This window comes from Thermus brockianus (assembly GCF_021462505.1).
Taxonomy (GTDB): domain Bacteria; phylum Deinococcota; class Deinococci; order Deinococcales; family Thermaceae; genus Thermus; species Thermus hydrothermalis.
In genome coordinates this window covers 379,543-396,583 of the sequence record NZ_JAKEDV010000001.1, presented here as the reverse complement: position 1 = coordinate 396,583, position 17,041 = coordinate 379,543, and the positions used below count along the sequence as shown (strand labels likewise).

The following is a 17,041-nucleotide window of genomic DNA, read 5'->3' as shown; positions in this document are numbered from 1 at the left end:
TCCCTAACGCACCATGCCCATTCCCTGCTGCCGAAGGACCTCGAGGTCCTCGCGGTAGGGGGTGCCCTCGTGATCCCCCCGGCTTGCCGCCACACAGGCCCCGAGGAGGTTGCCTAGCCTGAGGCGTTCCTCCACCGGAAGCCCCCAGAGGTGCCCCGCCAGGTACCCTGCGGCAAAGGCATCCCCCGCCCCCACGGGGTCCACCGCCGCCACCGGGAAGGCCTCCTCCTCTACCCTACCGCCCTCCCCAAAGGCCACGGCCCCCCTGGGCCCCCGTTTGAGAACCACCTCCGGGGCCCTTAGGCGCCGCAAGGCCCCTTCTTCATCCCCGAAGAGCAGGCGGGCCTCTTCCTCGCTCAAAAACACCAGGTCTGCCAAGGGAAGGGCCTCATCCAAGAAGGCCAGGGCCTCCTGGGGAGGCCAAAGGGCCTGGCGGTAGTTGAGATCTAGGCTCACCCGCACGCCCCTCCTCTTCGCTTCCGCCATGGCCCACAGGCTAAAGGCCCGGCAGGAGGGGCTAAGGGCAGGCGTGATGCCGCTCAGGTGAAAGAAGGAGCTACCTTGGAGGTAGTCCGGGTCAAAGGCGCCTGGAGCCAGGTTGCTTGCCGCTGAGCCCTTCCGGTAGTAAAAGGCCCGGCCCTTACCCAAGGGCAAATATTCCCGCAAGTAGAGACCCGTGAAGCCAGCCACCCGCCGGAACTGGGTAAGGTCCACCCCTTCTGCCCTGAGCTTTTCCATGACCATGGCGCCCAGCTCATCCTCCCCCACCTGGCCTACAAACCCCACCCTTACCCCAAGGCGGGCCAGGGCTACCGCCACGTTTACCTCGGCACCGCCCACGTAGGCCTCCAACAGGTGCTGGCTCCGAAGGCGCCCCAGGCCCTGGGGCACCAGGGCCACCAAAGGTTCCCCCGCGGTTACCACCTCAGGCATCGTCCCTCCAGGGAACGTTGTAGCGGTGGCCTAGGGCCCGCAGTTCGGCCACAAGCTTTTCCGGAAGCTCTACCCCTTCCTTCCAAGCCTCCGCCCGCCGCCTCGCTTCCCGTTCTCCCGGCATGAAGACCTCCTCGTGGCCTGGAGCAGGAGGGGTAGCCTTCACGGCAGCCCACAACTCCCCCATCCGCCTCAAGAACGCCTCCTGGCCCACGAAGGCCTTGGGGTCAAGGGCCAAGACGAAGTGGCCCACGTCCTGGGGGCGGTCCCATTCCTCGTACATGCGGCCGATGCCATGGGCTACACCCGCCCCTGTGAGTACGCCGGAGAGCACCTCCACCAAAAGGGCCAGGGCGTACCCCTTGGGGCCGCCGAGGGGCCTTAGGGCGTATACCTCCCCCGGGTCCTCCGTGGGCCGGCCCTCCCGGTCCACCCCCCAGCTCGGGGGTATCCTCTCGCCCTTTTCCCGGGCCAGGAAGACCTTCCCCATGGCGCTTTCCGAGGTGGCAAGGTCCACCACCAGGATCCCCTGGGGGGCGGGCGCAGCAAAGGCCAGGGGATTGGTACCCAGGGCCTTCTCCTTACCCCCAAAGGGCACCACGTCGGGCTCGGCGTTGGTGGTGACCAGGGCCAGCAAGCCCTGCTGGGCAAGCTTTTCCGCGTAAAGCCCCGCCATGCCAAAGTGGGTGCTCCGCCTTACCCCCACGGCTCCAAGGCCGTGGGTCTGGGCAAGCTCGCCAGCGAGCTCCACCGCCCTTAGGGCTACCCGGGGGCCAAAGCCGTGCTCTCCATCCAAGAGGGCCACGGGGCCTTTGCGCTCCACGGGAAGACAGGGGCTTGGGTTCACCAGGCCCGCCTCGAGGCGGCGCAGGTAAATGGGCAGGCGCAAGAGGCCGTGGCTTGACACGCCCCTCAGGTCAGCCTCCACCAAGGCCCAGGCCACCGCCTGGGCGGAGGGCAGATCCGCCCCCGCTTGGCGGAGGACGGCTTCCGTCCAAGCCCTGAGGAAATCCGCCTGCCACCTCATAGGCTCATTCCCCCATCCACCACGAAGGCGCTCCCCGTGGCGAAGGCCCCCTCGTCAGAAGCCAAGTAAACGGCCAGGGCGGCGATCTCTTCGGGCCGGCCCAGGCGCTTTAAGAGTTGCCGCTCGGCGAAGGCCCTAAGACCTTCTTCTCCCCCTGCCCGTTCCCGAAGGGAGGGCGTATCCACCGTACCCGGGCAGATGGCGTTGACGCGCACCCCATAAGGGGCAAACTCCAGGGCAGCCGCCTTGGTCATGGCCACCACCGCCGCTTTGGTGGCCGCATACACGAAGCGCTTGGGCACCATCTTAAAAGCGGCCACAGAGGCGATGTTGATCACGCTCCCTCCCCCCTGGGCGGCCATCTTGGGGAGTGCAGCCTGCATGGACCAAAACATGCTCTTGGCGTTGAGGAGGAAGGCGTTGTCCCAGTCCTCATCCGTGGCCTCCAAAATCCCTCCCACGGGTACGACGCCCTGGGCGTTAACGAGGACGTCCAACCGGTCTAGCCCCTGAATGAGGGAGAAGAGGGCTTGCTTGTCCCGCGCATCTAATCCCACGGCAGGGAGCACCCCCGCAAGCTTCTCGGGGTGGAGGGTGGCCGCCAGGACCTCGGCCCCCTCTCGCTGAAAGGCCTCGGCAATAGCCCGCCCAATGCCCTGCCCTGCCGCAATGACCAGCGCCTTCTTGCCTCTAAGCCGCATACCTCACCTCTAAAAGAGGAGCCGGGGCAGGAAGAGGACCACGCCAGGGAAGAAGTAGGCCAAGAGGAGGACCAAGAGGGTGGCCACCAGGAAAGGCCACCCTTCCCGCACGTACTCCCCGAGGCCGCAACCCATAACCGAGCAGACGGAGTACATGGAAAGCCCCACCGGGGGGGTCAAAAGCCCCACGGCGCAGGTGAGGACCATGAGCACTCCGAAATAGACCAGGTCTATCCCCATAGCCTTGGCAGCGGGCACCAGGATAGGGGTGAGCAGGATGATCATGACCGTGGAGTCCAGGATGGTGCCGAGGAGGAGCAAGCATAACAGGATGAGGAGAAGGGCCACCTGAGGGTTCTGAATAGCTTCCAGGAGAAAGGCGGAGACCTTTTGGGGAAACATCTCCCACTTCATCCCATACCCCAACACCGCTGCCATGCTGATGAGGAGGGCCACCATACCCACATCCCTCACGGAGTGTTCCAAGGCCCGCCCTATGCGCTCCCAGGAAAGCTCCCGGTAAACGAAACCCACGAAAAGGGCATAGACCACCGCAGCCGCCCCCACCTCGGAGGGGACGAACACGCCGAAGCGTAGCGCCGCGAGGAGAAGGAAGGGAAAGAGCACGGCGAAAAAGCTTTCCCTGAGTGCCTTAAGGAGCGCGGAACCGCTAGGCGGGGTAGGGCTTTCCGGAAGGTACCCTCTCCTTTGGGCAAGCACGGCCACGGTGAGCATGTACGCCAGGGCCATGAGCACCCCTACCCCGATCCCTCCAGCGAAAAGCTGGCCAATGGACACCTGCCCGATGCTGCCGTAAAGGATAAGGCCGATGCTCGGCGGGATCGCCACGGCCAGAAGGCCGGAAAACCCCTGGAGCGCCGCGATGAAACCCCTGGAGTACCCCCGACGCACCATCTCGGGCCCTAGGAGCCTGGCCTGCATGGTGGCGTCCGCGATGGCTGATCCCGAGACACCTCCCATAAGAAAGCCCAAGAGCACGCTCACCTGGGCCAGGCCACCCCGCAGGAAGCCCGTGAGGGTATGGGCGAAGAGGAGGAGCCTCCGGGTCACACCCAGCTCGTTCATCAGGTTGCTGGCCAGGATGAAGGTGGGGATGGCCAAGAGGGAAAAGTTTTGGGTCTCCGCCAGCGCCAGCTGGACCGGCATGACGAGCTGGAGCTCGGAATGGGTGAGGAAAAAGACCAACCCCCCGATCCCAATGGCGAAAACCACGGGCATTCCTAGCACAACGAGGCTCAGGAAGACGAGGAAGCTCAAGAGCATGTTTTTATCCCTTGAGGACCCGACGGAACCGCTCTAAAGCGGTGGTGAGCATGAGAAGGCTTCCCAAACTCACGCTTAGCATGACCCACCCGTAGCTGAAACCCGGTATCCCCTGGAAGCTGCGAAAGCGGGCCTGGTAAGCCGCCACCAGGCCATACACAAAGAGGGCCAACAGGAACACGGCCACGAGGGCCCAAGTCGCCGCCTGCACCCAGCGGCGCACCCTTGGGGGAAGGAGGCGCACCAAGTTATCCACCGCCACGTGCCGGTCCTCCCTTAAGGCCAGGTCCGCCCCCAGGAAAACCGCCCAAGCAAAACAGAAGGTAGCAAAGTCCATGGACCAGTCCAAGGGATGTCCCAGGAAGCGCCCCACACCCCCCGCAAAGACGATAAGGGCGCAGGCAGCGAGGAAAGCTTGCGCTAGGGCTTGCTCTAGACGCAAGATCCGGTGCCGCAACCTTACCCCCCTTCCCTTGCCACCCTTGGCGCTGCTTTGCCTCCTACCGCCTTAGGGCCTGATACAAGGCATCCCGGATGCTCTTAAGCCCCAAGCGCTCGTAGGCCGTTTCCGCTGCCCGCCGGAAAGCAGCGAGGTCCACGTCGCTCACGATGGTCATGCCCCGTTGCTGGATAAGGGCCTTGATGCGCTCCTCTTCCGCTGCGATGCGTTGGGAGGTTTCCCGGCCAGCCCGCACGCACTCTTCCCGGAGGATCTGCCGGTAATTGGCAGGTAGGCACCGATACCAAGCCTCCCCCACCACCTCAAAGTTGATAAGGAGGAAGTGCTTGGTCTCGTTCACATAGCGCAGAACTTCCCACAAGCTCATGTCGGGAATGTTGGCGTAAACGAGCTCGGCCCCGTCTATGGCCCGTTGCTGCAGGGCAGAGTAGATCTCCCCGAAGGGTAGGGCCACGGGCGTAGCCCCCAAGGCCCGCACGGACTCTTGCCAGACGGGTGCTGGCGGCGTGCGTATGCGCAGGCCACGCAGGTCTTCGGGGCGGCGCACGGGCCGGTTGGTCATGAAGTGCCGGTAACCCTGAACCCAGTTAAAGCAGAGGACGCGGATTCCGTACTGCTGGGCTAGGCGCTCAATCCAACCCTGCACCACGGGTAGGGTGGTTAGGCGCTCTACCGTGGCGTAGTCGTCCACAAAGTAAGGGCCGTTGAAAACGCCGAGCTCCCTGACGTAGTTGCCCAAGCGTGCCCCGTCGGTGTTCTGGCCCACGGGCACCCCTTGGCGCAGCTGCTCAATGATGTCCTCTTCCACCCCGAGCTGGGCGCTGTGGAAGACCAGGATGCGCAGGTCCCCGTTGGTCCGTTGCGCCACGCGTTCCGCCCAGGCCTGCAAGCCCGCGTGGTAGGGGTGGTTGGGCCCAAGCACGTGGTTAAAGCGGAGGGTATACGTCTGTGCCCAGGCTAGCCCCAGCGCCAGACCGACAACCAAAACCGCAATACGCCGCATTGCTCTTCACCGCCTTTCCTTTTCGTCTCACTATATACTACCTAATCCCACATATTGTCAATAGGATACTTGTTCCCATATAATGGGAACATGCGTCGGTTAACGTTAGAAGACCCAGAAGGCGCCCAAACCCTCCTTCGCGGCCTGTGGCTCCTGGAGCAGGTAGCCGAGGGGGTGCATGAGCTCAAAGCCCTCGCCGATTCGTTAGGGCTCAGCCGGAGCACCGCCTACCGAATCCTCAGCGCACTGACCCGGGCGGGCTACCTACGCCACGAACCGCGAAGGGGGTACTTCCTGGGACCCAAGCTCATCCGCCTAGGCTTTAAGGCCTACGGCCAGCTGCACCTTCCCACCCTCGCCCGTTCCCACCTCGAGGCCCTTCGGGACGCCACGAGGGAGACCGTGCACTTGGCCGTCCTGGAAGGAAAAGAGGTGGTCTACATTGACAAGGTCCCCGGCAAGCGGGAACTCGTACTGGCGAGCCAGATCGGAAGCCGTTTCCCTGCTCAATCCACTGCCTTAGGCAAGGCCATCCTGGCCTTCCTCCCCGAAGAGCGGTGGCAGGAAGCCTTCACTCCAGGCCTGAAGCGCACCCCAAGAACCCTTGGCGACTATCAAGCTTTTCGGGAAGAGCTGCGCGCCACTCGGATCCGGGGATATGCCCTAGACCTGGAGGAGAACGAACCCGGGGTGCGGTGCGTGGCTGCCCCGATCCTGAACGGGCAAGGGGAGCCCGTGGCGGCGGTAAGCGTGTCCACCGCTGCCATCTACCTGGACGAGGACCGCATTCCCGAGGTAGCCGAGAAGGTACGGGAAGCCGCTCGGCGCATCAGCCGCGAGCTTGGAGCCTAAGAAGGGCCCTGGCCGTACGAACCCGCGCGCGAATCTGCGCGGGATCCCCTGTTAGAAGCCAGCTTCCCCCCACAGCTAACAGGTTGGGCAAAGGGGCATAGAGGGGCAGGTGCTCCTCCTTGATGCCGCCCGTGGGCAGAAAACGCACCTCGGGAAAAACCTCGGCGTAGGCCTTCAGTACCTGGGCCCCCTGGAAGGGTTCTGCGGGAAAGAACTTGAGAACGGAAAGGCCAAGCTCCAAAGCCCTTTCCACCTCCGTGGGCGTAAGGACGCCGGGGAAGTAGGGCACCCCTTCCTCCTGCGCCAGGCGGGCCACCCCTTCCCTTAGGCCCGGCGAAACCAAAAAGCGAGCCCCCGCAGCCAAGGCAGCTTTCGCCTCCTCGAGGCCCCGCACCGTGCCTGCCCCCAGGAGGAGGCCGCTACCCCTCAATGCCCCCAAGGCTTCCAAGCCTTGGGGGGTCCGGAGGGTGATCTCCAAAACCCCAACGCCTTCTTCCCGCAACGCCTGGGCCAAGGCCCAAAGGTCCTCCCCGCCCCGCACGGTGAGGAGGGGTAGGAGGCGGGCATTAGCCAAAGCCTCTAGGACCTCCACGGCTTCATGCTACGTGAACTCCCGGGCGAGCTCTTTGAGCCTTTCGGCGATCCCCGTGTACTCCAATTCCTCCATGGGAAGCATGGCGGGGCCGTAGAAGCCCTGGCGGCGCATCTCCTGGGCCTTCTCCACCACCCTGGCCCGCACCGCATCCCACACGGGGTCAGCGAAGAGGTCCACGGGCTCGGAAAGCCGCCCCTCCCTTAGGGAAAAGGCGAGGCCACAGACCATGGGCACGCAGAAGAAGGTGGAGGCCGGGGTGTTGGCCTTTACGGGCATGAGGGGCAGGTGGTGGCTCCCCCGGGTGTCCCCGGCCACGAAGGGGGCGAGGGCGAAGGGGGGGCCGAGCTCCTCCGTGGCGGGGAAGATCTTCTGGGTGCGGATGAGGGCCACGGGGTCGTCCTTGCCCACGTAGCGGCCGGCGATGTTCCTAAGCCGCGTGGTGCTCACCACGGCGGCGACCTCCCCGTACCTCCGGGACCAGATGGACTCTATGGCGAAGCGGTGGGAGTCGCGCAGGAGGGTGGCGATATCGTAAAGGCGCTCGGGGGCGTCCAGGGTGATGTAGCTGTCCCGCTCCGTCTGGGCCAGGTCCATGATGCGGAAGCGGAAGCCCGGCCGCAACTCCGGGGACAAGAGGAGGCCCGAGGAGTACATGGGGTCGGCGAAGGCCAGGTAAAGGGGCAGGTTGAAGGCCCCGGGCTCGGTCTTGTCCGCCGCCAGGACCACGAAAGGCTCGGAGGGGCGCTCCTTAAACCGCATCTCCGCCACCTGGGGGCCAAGGCCGTGGAGGTTGCCGGTGAAGGCGTCCTTCAGGAGGTCCTGCCCCGCCCCATAAAGCCCCTCTTCCTTGGCCACCTGGGTTCCCTCCTGGAAAGCCTTCCAGGCCAGACCGTGCACCTCGGGGTGGCGGGGGCCGTGGGTGTGGCTTAAGAGGAGGACGATATCGTCCCCAATGTGGAAGACGTAGGCGTCCAAAAGGAGCCGGCCCACCGCCTCCTGCACCACTTCCTTCACCCGGGAAAGGACCCTTGGGCTCGGCAGGGTATGCCCGCCCACGGAGCCGATATCCGCTTTAAGCACGGAAAGCGTGACCTCCATACCTCCCTCCTTTCTCTTCCATATTTCCACATAGAGAACGGGAAAAGCAAGGGTGGATGGCCCGGGTTTCGCTTTGGGCGTGGAAGCGCGGAAAATGCCCCAGAGGGTCCCCGTGGTACAATAGGCCCATGGCCGAGCACGAGGCGGCCTACTGCCCGGTTTACGCGGCCCTCAACCTCCTCCAGGAGAAGTGGACCCTGCACATCATCCGGGCTCTCCTGGAGGGCCCTAAGGGCTTCAACGAGCTCTCCCGGGCCATCGGGGGCGTGAACCCCGCTACCCTTTCCCAGCGCCTCGAGCACCTGGTGAGCCTAGGCCTCGTGGAGAAACGGGTGGAGTCCCACATGCCCCCCAGGACCCGGTACAGCCTCACGGAGGCGGGCCGGGAGCTGGAGGCGGTCATCGCCGCCATTGACCGCTGGGCCCGCAAGAACCTGAAGGCCCCCGTGGCCTAGTCCGCCTCCCCCGCCAGGTACTGCAGGTAGTTGGCGAGGCCCATCTGCTCCTTCAACTCCCGCTGCGCCTCCAGCCAGTCCACGTGGGCTTCCTCGTCCTTGAGGATCTCCGCCACCATGTCCCGGGTGCCGTTGTCCCCTAAGGACTGGGCCAGGTTCATGGTTTCGTTGTAGCCCTTGACCGCCATCAGTTCCCCTTCGTAATCCCGGAAGAGGATCTCCTCCACGTTCTTGCCGATGCGGATCTCCCCGATGCGGCTTACCTCGGGGAAGCCTTCCAGGAAGAGGATGCGCTCAATGTGCTTTTCCGCATGGCGCATCTCCGTGATGGCGTGGGCCTTGAGGTGGCGGGCGAGGGCTTTGAAGCCCCAGTTCTCCGCCATCTCCGCATGGACCATGTACTGCAAGATGGCGGCGAGCTCCTCGGAAAGCCTTTCCTGCAGGCTTTGGATGACCTCGGGGTGGCCTTTCATAGGAACCTCCGCCCCCATTCTAACCCACGGGCACCCGGCGTACCGCCCCGCCTTGGGCCTCGAGGTGGTAAGGCGCTTCCGCCTCCTGGGGAAAGTCCTCCCGGAAGTGGGCCCCGCGGCTTTCCTCCCGGAGGAGGGCCATGCGGAGGAGGCATTTCCCAAGTAGGGCGAGGTTCCCCGCCTCCAGGGAAGGCCGGGTGGCCTCCCTGGGGGGTACTTGCCGCAGGGGTAAGGCCTCGGCAAAGGCCAGGGCCTCCCGCAGGCCCTCCCCGGAGCGCACCACCCCCGCCTTCCCCATCTGGGCCCTTAGGGCGGGGAGGTAGGCGGGGTCCAGGGTCCAGGCGGGAAGGGCCTCGGCCCCGTGCGGAAAGGCCAGGTCCTCCAGGGCGGCAAGGGCTGCCCGCTCCCCCATGACCAGGCCCTCCAGAAGGCTATTGGAGGCCAAGCGGTTCGCCCCGTGGAACCCCGTGGAGGCCACCTCCCCGGCGGCGTAAAGCCCGGGGATGCCGGTGTGGCCAAAGAGGTCCGTCTTCACCCCGCCCATGGCGTAGTGGGCCGCCGGGGCCACAGGGAGGGGCTCCCTCAGGGGGTCAAACCCCAGGGCGCGGGCCTGGGCCACCACCGTGGGGAAGCGGGCTTCCAGGCGGGGGATGGGCCTGAGGTCCAGGAAGACCCCTCCCGTGGCCTCCCGTTCCCGGTGGACCGCCCGGGCCACCACGTCCCGGGGCGCGAGCTCCCGGAGGGGGTCGTACCGCTCCATGAAGCGCTCCCCGCAGGCGTTCAGGAGGAGGGCCCCTTCCCCCCGGCAGGCCTCGGAAACCAGGGCCCCGTTGGGGAGGGCGGTGGGGTGGAACTGGACGAACTCCAGGTCCCTGAGGACCGCCCCCGCCCAGAAGGCCAAGGCCATCCCGTCCCCCGTGGCCCCTTCCGGGTTGGTGGTCACGGGGAAAAGCCGCCCCAGTCCCCCGGTGGCGAGGAGGACGGCCCCGGCCCGGATTTCCAGGGGGCCTTCCGGGGAAAGGGCCCAAACGCCCGCCACCCGGCCCTGGGCGAGGAGGAGGCTTGCCGCCATGTAGCCCTGGAGGACGGGGCTTTTAAGCCGGGCGAGGAGCCCCTGGAGGAGGAGGAGGCCGCTTTGGTCCCCCCCCAGGTGGCGCACCCGGGGCCGGGAGTGCCCCCCTTCCCGGGTGGGCTGGGGGTGGAAGGGAAGCCCCAGGGCCTGAAGCCGCGCCAGGTGGCGGGGGGCTTCCTCCAGAAGGCTCCGGGCCACCCGTTCCTCCACCAGGCCCCGCCCGGCCCGCAGGGTGTCCTGGAGGTGGGCCTCCAGGTCCTCCTCGTCCAAGGGGAAGGCGATCCCTCCCTGGGCCCAAGGGGTGGAGCCCGAGGGCAGGGGGTCCTTGCTCAGGAGGAGGACCTTGGCGCCCCGAGCCTCCGCGGCCAAGGCGGCGTACACCCCCGCCACCCCGGCCCCGAGAACAAGGAGGTCCGCCGAGAGGCGCTCCATCACCCCACGGCCACCATGGCCTCCAGGGCCCGCCGGGCCTTCCTGGCCACCTCCTCGGGCACCCGCACCACGTGGCGCATCTCCTTCAGGGAGAGGTAGACCTTTTCCAGGGTAATCCGCTTCATGTACTCGCAGATGGCGTCCGGCTTCACCGGAAAGAAGGCCTTGCCCGGGGCCTCCTTCTCCAGGCGGTGGAGGATGCCCACCTCCGTGGCCACCACGAAGGTTCTGCCCTCGGAGGCCTTGGCGTAGCGCACCATGCCCTCCGTGGAGAGCATCTTGGCGTCGGGCTTGAGGTAGAGGCAGCCCGTGCCGCACCCGCACTCGGGGTGGATCAGAAACTCCGCCCCGGGATGGGCCTCCAAGAGGGCTTTCAGGTGCTCCTCGCGGATGCCGGCGTGCACGTGGCACTCCCCGGGGAAGAGGTCTAGCTTCCGCCCGGTCATGCGGGCCACGTAGGCCCCTAGGAACATGTCCGGGACGAAGTAGATGGGCCGGTCCTGGGGCAAGCGGGAGACCACCTCGAGGGCGTTGGCGCTGGTGACGCACACGTCGGCTAGGGCCTTCACCTCGGCCTTGGTGTTCACGTAGGCCACCACGATGCCGTCCGGGTGCTTCGCCTTCCAGGCGAGGACGTCCTCCGGGCGGATGCTGTCCGCCAGGGAGCAGCCGGCCTCGAGGTCCGGCAGGAGCACGGTCTTCCCCGGGTTCAGGATGGCGGCGGTTTCCGCCATGAAGTGGACCCCGCAGAAGACGATCACCTTCGCCTTTGTGCGTTGGGCCTCCCGGGCCAGGCCCAAGGAGTCCCCCACAAAGTCCGCCACCTCCTGCACCTCGGGGCGTTGGTAGGAGTGGGCGAGGATCACCGCCTCGCGCTCGGCTTTGAGCTTCTGGATCTCCTGGATGAGGACTTCTTTTTCCATGGTCCTTCGGGCGCGGGGGCGTGGCCCCCTTCTTTGGCCCTATGGTAGCCCATCTACGGCCGCACCACGAGGAGGGAGAGGTCCAAGGCCTTGGCCGAGTGGGTGAGGGCCCCCACGCTCACGTAGTCCACCCCCGCCTCCGCCGCCATGCGGGCCCGCTCCAGGGTCATGTTGCCGCTCGCCTCCAGGGGTACCCGGCCCGCCACCCGGCGCACCGCCTCGCGGATCGCCTCCGGGGAAAAGTTGTCCAGGAGGATGAGGTCGGCCCCTGCGGCCAAGGCCTCCTCCAGTTCCTCCAGGCTTGTCACCTCCACCTCCACCTTGAGGTAGTGGGGCGCCCCCTCCTTGGCCCGCCGCACCGCTTCCCGCACGCCACCTGCGGCCCGGATGTGGTTCTCCTTGAGGAGGATGCCGTCAAATAGGCCAAAGCGGTGGTTCCGCCCCCCGCCCACCCGCACGGCGTACTTTTCCAGGTCCCGGAGGCCCGGGGTGGTCTTGCGCGTGTCCAGGACCTGGGCCTTGGTGCCCCGCAGGGCCTCCACGTAGGCCCGGGTGAGGGTGGCGATCCCGGAAAGCCGCTGCAGGAGGTTGAGGGCCAGGCGCTCCCCCGCCAAAATCCCCCGCAAGGGGCCCTCGAGGCGGGCCACCTCTGCCCCAGGCACCACGGGGCTTCCCTCCGCCACCTTAGCCGTAAAGCGCACCCCGGGGTCTGCCAGGTGGAAGACCCGCCCCGCCACGGGCAGGCCGGCGATGACCCCTTCCGCCTTGCTCACGATGACCGCCTCCCCCCAAAGGCGTTCCTCCACCACCAGGGCGCTCGTGAGGTCCCCCTGCCCTAGGTCCTCGGCGAGCCATGCCGAAAGGCGCGCGTCCAAATCCCGGCCCAAGAGCCACACGCCCCCATTGTAAGAAAGGCCGGGGACGGCCTCCTTCCGGGAGCTAGGCTTAGGGGGATGGCGAACCGGCTCAAGGATGCCCGAAGCCCCTACCTCCTCGCCCACGCCCAGGACCCCGTGGACTGGTACCCCTTCGGGGAGGAGGCCTTCCGGAAAGCCCAGGCCGAGGACAAGCCCATCTTCCTCTCCGTGGGCTATGCCGCCTGCCACTGGTGCCACGTGATGCACCGGGAGTCCTTCCAGGACGAGGAGGTGGCGGCCCTCCTCAACGCCCACTTCGTTCCGGTCAAGGTGGACCGGGAGGAGCGGCCCGACGTGGACGCCGCCTACATGCGGGCCCTGGTGAGCCTCACGGGGCAAGGAGGGTGGCCCATGAGCCTCTTCCTCACCCCCGAGGGGAAGCCCTTCTTCGGGGGGACCTACTACCCCAAGGAGGACCGGATGGGCCTTCCTGGCTTCAAGCGGGTGCTTTCGGCCGTGGCCAGGGCCTGGCGGGAGGAGCGGGAGGGCCTTTTGCGGGAAGCGGAAAGCCTGGCCCAGGCCCTTTGGCGAAGCCTCACCCCACCCCCGGGCCCCGTGCCGGAAGGGGCGGAGCGGGAGGCCCTCGAGGCCCTCTCCCAGGCCTTTGACCCGGAATGGGGCGGCTTCCTCCCCGCCCCCAAGTTTCCCCAGGGCACCCTCCTCCTCTACCTCCTGGCCCGGGCCTGGGAGGGGGAGGAGGAGGCCAAGGCCCTCCTCCCCAAAACCCTCCGGGCCATGGCCCTCGGGGGCCTTTACGACCAGGTGGGCGGGGGGTTCCACCGCTACAGCGTGGACCGCTTCTGGCGGGTGCCCCACTTTGAGAAGATGCTTTACGATAACGCCCTCCTGGCCCGGGTCTACCTGGGGGCCTACAAGGTGTTCGGCGACCCCCTTTTCCTGCGGGTGGCCCGGGAAACCCTGGACTGGCTCCTCGCCATGCAGGGAAAAGAGGGGGGGTTCTACACCGCCCTGGACGCGGAAAGCGAAGGGGAAGAGGGTCGGTACTACACTTGGACGGAGGCCGAGCTCGCCGAGGCCCTGGGGGAGGACTTTCCCTTGGCCCAGCGCTACTTTGCCCTGGGAGAGGACCTCGGAGGGCGCTCCGTCCTCACCGCCTGGGGGGAGGAAAAGGTGGCGGAAGAGCTCGGCGAGGCCTTTGGGCCTTGGCGGGAGAGGGTGCGCCAGAAGCTCCTCAGCGCGCGGAGAAAACGCCTGCCCCCCGCTTTGGACGACAAGGTCCTGGCCGACTGGTCGGCCCTGGCGGTGCGGGCCTTGGCCGAAGGGGGTAGGGTCTTAGGGGAGCGCCGCTACCTGGAAGCGGCCCGCAAAGGGGCCCATTTCCTCCTCGGCGCCATGCGCCAAGGTCCGCTTCTCCACCACGCCTGGCGGGCTGGAGCGCTGGGGGAGGAAGCCTTCTTGACGGACCAAAGCTTTACCGCCTTGGCCCTCCTGGAGCTCTACACCGCCACGGGGGAGTGGCCCTACCTGGCCCAGGCGCAGGCGGTGGCCGAGGCTGCTTGGGAGGCCTTTGTGAAGGGCAAGGCTTCCTCCAAGCTGCCCCTCCCCGCGGAGGAGGTAGAGGAGGCCACCTTGCCCTCGGGGGAAAGCGCCCTGGCGGAGGCCTTCTTCCGGCTTGGGGCCATCTTTTACGGCGACTACTGGGAGCGGGCGGAAAGCCTCCTAGCGGCGAAGGCCCACTGGCTCCGCAGGTACCCCCAGGCCTTGCCCGGGGCGCTCTTGGTAAAAGCCCTCTTGGAACGGGGCTCGGAGCTTGCCCTACCCCTACCCTCCCCCATGGCCGAGATGGCGAAGGGGGCGTTTCTGCCCCTAACCCAGTTGGTCTTGGGGCCCGCCGGGGCCTTGCCGGCGCTGGAGGGGCGGGAACCGGGAAAGGCTTACCTTTGCCGGCGGGGTGTGTGCGCGCGGCCGGCAGGGACGTGGGAGGAGCTAGAGCGGAGGTTTGGCGATATGTGACACTTTTCACGATTAGCACGGCTTGTTCCGTTAGTCTCTCCCTCGCTTGACCCACAAGCCCCCATCCGCTAAGCTACTACCGACCGTTCGGTAAGGAGGCCCACATGCCCGAAGCCTGGATCGTGGAAGCGGTGCGAAGCCCCATCGGCAAGCACGGAGGCGCCCTGGCCTCCGTGCGCCCCGACGACCTTTTGGCCCACGTCCTCTCGGCCCTCATGGAGCGCTCCGGCGTCCCCAAAGAGGCGGTGGAGGACGTCTACGCCGGCTGCGCCAACCAAGCGGGGGAGGACAACCGCAACGTGGCCCGCATGGCCCTCCTTCTCGCCGGCTTCCCCGTGGAGGTGGCGGGCTGCACGGTGAACCGCCTCTGCGGCTCCGGCCTGGAGGCCGTGGCCCAGGCGGCCCGGGCCATCTGGGCCGGGGAGGGCCGGGTCTACGTGGGAAGCGGGGTGGAGTCCATGTCCCGCGCCCCCTTCGTGGTGCCCAAAAGCGATAGGCCCTTCCCCACCGGCAACCAGGTGATGTACGACACCACCCTGGGCTGGCGCCTCGTCAACCCCAGGATGCAGGCCCTCTACGGCACCGAGAGCATGGGGGAGACGGCGGAGAACCTGGCGGAGATGTACCAAATCCCCCGGGAGGAGCAGGACCGCTTCGCCTTCCTCTCCCACCAGAAGGCGGTGAGGGCCTGGGACGAGGGGCGCTTCCAAGAGGAGGTGGTCCCCATCCCCGTGCGGCGGGGGAAGGAGGAAGGGGTGGTGGCGGTGGACGAGGGGCCCCGGCGGGACACCTCCTTGGAGAAGCTCGCAAGCCTCAAGCCGGTCTTCCGCGAGGGAGGCACGGTGACGGCGGGGAACAGCAGCCCCCTCAATGACGGGGCGGCGGCGGTCCTCCTTGTCTCCGACGACTACGCCAAGGCCCATGGGCTTAAACCCCTCGCCCGCATCCGGAGCGTGGCCGTGGCGGGGGTGCCCCCCAGGATCATGGGCATCGGCCCCGTGCCCGCCACGCGGAAGGCCCTGGAGCGGGCGGGGCTTACCCTTGCCGATATCGGCCTCATTGAGCTGAACGAGGCCTTCGCCGCCCAGAGCCTGGCGGTCCTGCGGGAATGGGGCCTGGACATGGAGGACCCCAGGCTCAACCCCAACGGGGGGGCCATCGCCCTGGGCCACCCCTTGGGGGCCTCGGGGGCCCGCATCCTCACCACCCTGGTCCACGAGATGCGGAGGCGAAGGGTCCAGTTCGGCCTCGCCACCATGTGCATCGGGGTGGGCCAGGGGATCGCCATGGTGGTGGAGGCGGTGTAGGCTTTCCCGCTTCAGGGAGGCCAGGGGAGCTTCATGCGATAAGTTTCACGATTTTGCCAGTACGTGAACCTAATCTCCGCTCCTGGCCAAACCTGCCCCAAAAGCCACAGGTCCTCCGGCGCCACCCGCACGGGGATGGCGTAGCCCCCTAAGCTCCCCTTGTCCGCCAGAAGGATAAGGGGCCGCCCCGAAGGGGGCACCTGGACCCCGCCCAAGGGCGTGGCCTTGGAAAGCCCCTCCCCGCCCGGGACCTCGAGGCCCAAAACCTCCACCCCCATGCGGTCCGCCCGGGCCACGCGAAAAGGCCCAGAGAGGAAGGCCCGGAGGGCCTCCCCGCTCACGTCTGGGCCCGGCCTAAGGCGGAGGCGAAAGGGCTCCGGCAGGGGCCTCTGGGGGAAAGCGCGCCCCGGGCGAACGGGCCGCACCTCCTTTAGGCCGAGCACGTCCCCCGCCCGCAAGGGGCGGCCCACCCGCCCCCTAAGGTCCGGGGAAACCGAGCCCAGGAAGGGGCGGGCCTGAAGGCCCCCCGCCACCGCCAGATAGGCCCGCACCCCTTTCCCCTTGGGCACGAAACGGAGCGCCTTGCCCTTCCGCCACAGGAAGCTCTGCCCCGGCGGGATCTCCTCCCCCTCGAGGAGGCCAACGAAGCCATAGCCGGCAAGGGCGGCCACCAGGTCCCGTAGGGCGGTGAGCACCGGCCCCTTGTAGGCGAACTCCAAAAGGGGCGCCCCCTCCCCGTTGCCCACGAGCCGGTTGGCAAGCCTGGCGGAATAGGGGTCCAAAGGCCCCGAGCGGGCGAGGCCCAGGTGCCCCGCAAGGAACCGGCCCCGGTCCACCAAGAGGTCCAAAAGGCCGGGCTCCTCCACCCGGATGGCGGGTAGGAGGGGCGTCTCGGGCAGGAGCTCCAGGGGCGCGGGCTCCGGGGGAGGGGTACCCTCCCCTTCCACGAACCGCACCCGGTCGCCAGGGCGGAGGAGGAAGGGCGTTTCCCGCTGGGGATCGTAAACCGCCACCAGGGCGGTGCCCAGGAGGTGCCATCCCCCAGGGGAGGGCAAGGGGTAGATGCCCGTCTGGACCCCGGCCATGGCCACGCTGTGGGCCGGCACCCGGGGTCTAGGGTGCGGGCGGCGGGGAAGGCGCAGGGCCTCGTCCACCGGGGCCAGGAAGGGAAAGCCCGGGGTAAAGCCCAGGGCGTAAACCCGGTAGAGGGGGGCCTGGTGGCGCCTTTTCACCTCCTCCCGGGAAAGCCCCGTGCGGCTTGCCACCTCCAGGAGGTCCTCCCCGTCGTAGCGCACGGGGATCTCCACCACCCTCCCCTCCCCTTCCCCCACCGGGGGCAAGGCCTTGAGAAGCCGGAGGAGCTCCCTCCCTAGAAGCCGCTTCGGGTCGTACTCCAGGTAGAGGGTGGCGTAGGCGGGGACCGCCTCCAAAAGCCCGGGCGGGGCGTTTTCCAGAAGGGCCCGGGCCAGGCCCTGGGCCAGGCGGTTGGCCTCCTCGGAAAGCCCCTCGCCCAAAACCAGGTAAAGCCCCTCCAC

Annotated in this window: 17 protein-coding genes; 4 read left to right on the top strand and 13 right to left on the bottom strand. The window is 67.3% G+C overall.

Translation table 11 applies throughout. The features are described from left to right. Positions 1–3 precede the first annotated feature (3 nt). Genes LXN00_RS02090 through LXN00_RS02065 form a run of 6 tightly spaced genes read right to left on the bottom strand, consistent with a single transcriptional unit; the run spans position 4 to position 5,327 of the window. Positions 4–933, bottom strand: a complete 930-nt coding sequence (locus tag LXN00_RS02090) for a sugar kinase (RefSeq protein WP_234504028.1) — start codon at positions 931–933, stop codon at positions 4–6. After that, positions 926–1,960, bottom strand: coding sequence for an Ldh family oxidoreductase (locus LXN00_RS02085; protein WP_234504025.1), 1,035 nt, complete (start codon positions 1,958–1,960; stop codon positions 926–928). Before LXN00_RS02085 ends, LXN00_RS02090 begins: the two co-directional genes overlap by 8 nt. After that, complete coding sequence (locus tag LXN00_RS02080; protein ID WP_234504024.1) at positions 1,957–2,661, bottom strand: SDR family oxidoreductase; 705 nt, start codon at positions 2,659–2,661, stop codon at positions 1,957–1,959. Before LXN00_RS02080 ends, LXN00_RS02085 begins: the two co-directional genes overlap by 4 nt. A 9-nt stretch (positions 2,662–2,670) precedes the next feature. Beyond that, positions 2,671–3,945 carry a TRAP transporter large permease gene (locus LXN00_RS02075; RefSeq protein WP_234504021.1) on the bottom strand — a complete coding sequence of 425 codons (1,275 nt, stop codon included), beginning with the start codon at positions 3,943–3,945 and terminating at the stop codon, positions 2,671–2,673. Positions 3,946–3,949: 4 nt separating this feature from the next. Further along, the gene (locus tag LXN00_RS02070) at positions 3,950–4,402 is read right to left on the bottom strand and encodes a TRAP transporter small permease (RefSeq protein ID WP_234504018.1); all 453 of its coding nucleotides are present in this window, start codon (positions 4,400–4,402) and stop codon (positions 3,950–3,952) included. A 43-nt stretch (positions 4,403–4,445) separates the two neighbouring features. Continuing rightward, on the bottom strand, positions 4,446–5,327 hold the full coding sequence (locus LXN00_RS02065) for a C4-dicarboxylate TRAP transporter substrate-binding protein (protein WP_234504016.1): 882 nt from the start codon (positions 5,325–5,327) through the stop codon (positions 4,446–4,448). 171 nt (positions 5,328–5,498) lie between these two features. On the opposite strand from LXN00_RS02065, the gene LXN00_RS02060 reads away from it, so the two are divergent. Beyond that, entirely contained in the window at positions 5,499–6,260 is a 762-nt protein-coding gene (locus LXN00_RS02060; protein ID WP_234504014.1) for an IclR family transcriptional regulator, read from the top strand. On the opposite strand, the gene LXN00_RS02055 is transcribed toward LXN00_RS02060, so the two are convergent. Together LXN00_RS02055 and fbp are read right to left on the bottom strand one after the other, a co-directional pair. Further along, the gene (locus LXN00_RS02055) at positions 6,238–6,852 is read right to left on the bottom strand and encodes a bifunctional 4-hydroxy-2-oxoglutarate aldolase/2-dehydro-3-deoxy-phosphogluconate aldolase (RefSeq protein WP_234504011.1); all 615 of its coding nucleotides are present in this window, start codon (positions 6,850–6,852) and stop codon (positions 6,238–6,240) included. The genes LXN00_RS02060 and LXN00_RS02055 overlap by 23 nt on opposite strands. Before the next feature lie 9 nt (positions 6,853–6,861). Then, entirely contained in the window at positions 6,862–7,953 is a 1,092-nt protein-coding gene (gene fbp / locus LXN00_RS02050) for a fructose-1,6-bisphosphate aldolase/phosphatase (RefSeq protein WP_234503991.1), read from the bottom strand. Positions 7,954–8,081: 128 nt separating this feature from the next. Between fbp and LXN00_RS02045 the strand changes: the two genes are divergently transcribed. Continuing rightward, a complete protein-coding gene (locus LXN00_RS02045) occupies positions 8,082–8,408 on the top strand; it encodes a winged helix-turn-helix transcriptional regulator (protein ID WP_071676174.1) in 327 nt (108 codons plus the stop codon). Here the strand turns inward: LXN00_RS02045 and bfr are convergent. From bfr to nadC, 4 genes are read right to left on the bottom strand one after another with little or no spacing between them, the layout of a single operon-like run. After that, positions 8,405–8,881 (bottom strand): bacterioferritin, encoded by a 477-nt coding sequence (gene bfr / locus LXN00_RS02040; RefSeq protein ID WP_234503988.1) that lies wholly within the window; start codon positions 8,879–8,881, stop codon positions 8,405–8,407. The two genes, LXN00_RS02045 and bfr, sit on opposite strands and share 4 nt — an antisense overlap. Positions 8,882–8,900: 19 nt before the next feature. Further along, positions 8,901–10,385, bottom strand: a complete 1,485-nt coding sequence (locus LXN00_RS02035) for an L-aspartate oxidase (protein ID WP_234503986.1) — start codon at positions 10,383–10,385, stop codon at positions 8,901–8,903. Next, positions 10,385–11,308 carry a quinolinate synthase NadA gene (nadA, locus tag LXN00_RS02030; protein ID WP_234503983.1) on the bottom strand — a complete coding sequence of 308 codons (924 nt, stop codon included), beginning with the start codon at positions 11,306–11,308 and terminating at the stop codon, positions 10,385–10,387. Before nadA ends, LXN00_RS02035 begins: the two co-directional genes overlap by 1 nt. A 53-nt stretch (positions 11,309–11,361) precedes the next feature. Next, positions 11,362–12,204 carry a carboxylating nicotinate-nucleotide diphosphorylase gene (nadC, locus tag LXN00_RS02025; protein WP_234503981.1) on the bottom strand — a complete coding sequence of 281 codons (843 nt, stop codon included), beginning with the start codon at positions 12,202–12,204 and terminating at the stop codon, positions 11,362–11,364. A 57-nt stretch (positions 12,205–12,261) separates the two neighbouring features. On the opposite strand from nadC, the gene LXN00_RS02020 reads away from it, so the two are divergent. Both LXN00_RS02020 and LXN00_RS02015 read left to right on the top strand, forming a co-directional pair. After that, positions 12,262–14,199 (top strand): thioredoxin domain-containing protein, encoded by a 1,938-nt coding sequence (locus LXN00_RS02020; protein ID WP_234503979.1) that lies wholly within the window; start codon positions 12,262–12,264, stop codon positions 14,197–14,199. Between the two features lie 104 nt (positions 14,200–14,303). Further along, on the top strand, positions 14,304–15,506 hold the full coding sequence (locus tag LXN00_RS02015; RefSeq protein WP_234503978.1) for a thiolase family protein: 1,203 nt from the start codon (positions 14,304–14,306) through the stop codon (positions 15,504–15,506). A gap of 11 nt (positions 15,507–15,517) precedes the next feature. Here the strand turns inward: LXN00_RS02015 and pxpB are convergent, their stop codons facing one another. Continuing rightward, entirely contained in the window at positions 15,518–17,041 is a 1,524-nt protein-coding gene (gene pxpB, locus LXN00_RS02010) for a 5-oxoprolinase subunit PxpB (protein WP_234503976.1), read from the bottom strand.

Coding starts and splice junctions, on each gene's coding strand:
- LXN00_RS02090 (WP_234504028.1), bottom strand. CDS start 933: ATGCCTGAGGTGGTAACCGCGGGGGAACCTTTGGTGGCCCTGGTGCCC.
- LXN00_RS02085 (WP_234504025.1), bottom strand. CDS start 1,960: ATGAGGTGGCAGGCGGATTTCCTCAGGGCTTGGACGGAAGCCGTCCTC.
- LXN00_RS02080 (WP_234504024.1), bottom strand. CDS start 2,661: ATGCGGCTTAGAGGCAAGAAGGCGCTGGTCATTGCGGCAGGGCAGGGC.
- LXN00_RS02075 (WP_234504021.1), bottom strand. CDS start 3,945: ATGCTCTTGAGCTTCCTCGTCTTCCTGAGCCTCGTTGTGCTAGGAATG.
- LXN00_RS02060 (WP_234504014.1), top strand. CDS start 5,499: ATGCGTCGGTTAACGTTAGAAGACCCAGAAGGCGCCCAAACCCTCCTT.
- fbp (WP_234503991.1), bottom strand. CDS start 7,953: ATGGAGGTCACGCTTTCCGTGCTTAAAGCGGATATCGGCTCCGTGGGC.
- LXN00_RS02045 (WP_071676174.1), top strand. CDS start 8,082: ATGGCCGAGCACGAGGCGGCCTACTGCCCGGTTTACGCGGCCCTCAAC.
- bfr (WP_234503988.1), bottom strand. CDS start 8,881: ATGAAAGGCCACCCCGAGGTCATCCAAAGCCTGCAGGAAAGGCTTTCC.
- LXN00_RS02035 (WP_234503986.1), bottom strand. CDS start 10,385: ATGGAGCGCCTCTCGGCGGACCTCCTTGTTCTCGGGGCCGGGGTGGCG.
- nadA (WP_234503983.1), bottom strand. CDS start 11,308: ATGGAAAAAGAAGTCCTCATCCAGGAGATCCAGAAGCTCAAAGCCGAG.
- LXN00_RS02020 (WP_234503979.1), top strand. CDS start 12,262: ATGGCGAACCGGCTCAAGGATGCCCGAAGCCCCTACCTCCTCGCCCAC.
- LXN00_RS02015 (WP_234503978.1), top strand. CDS start 14,304: ATGCCCGAAGCCTGGATCGTGGAAGCGGTGCGAAGCCCCATCGGCAAG.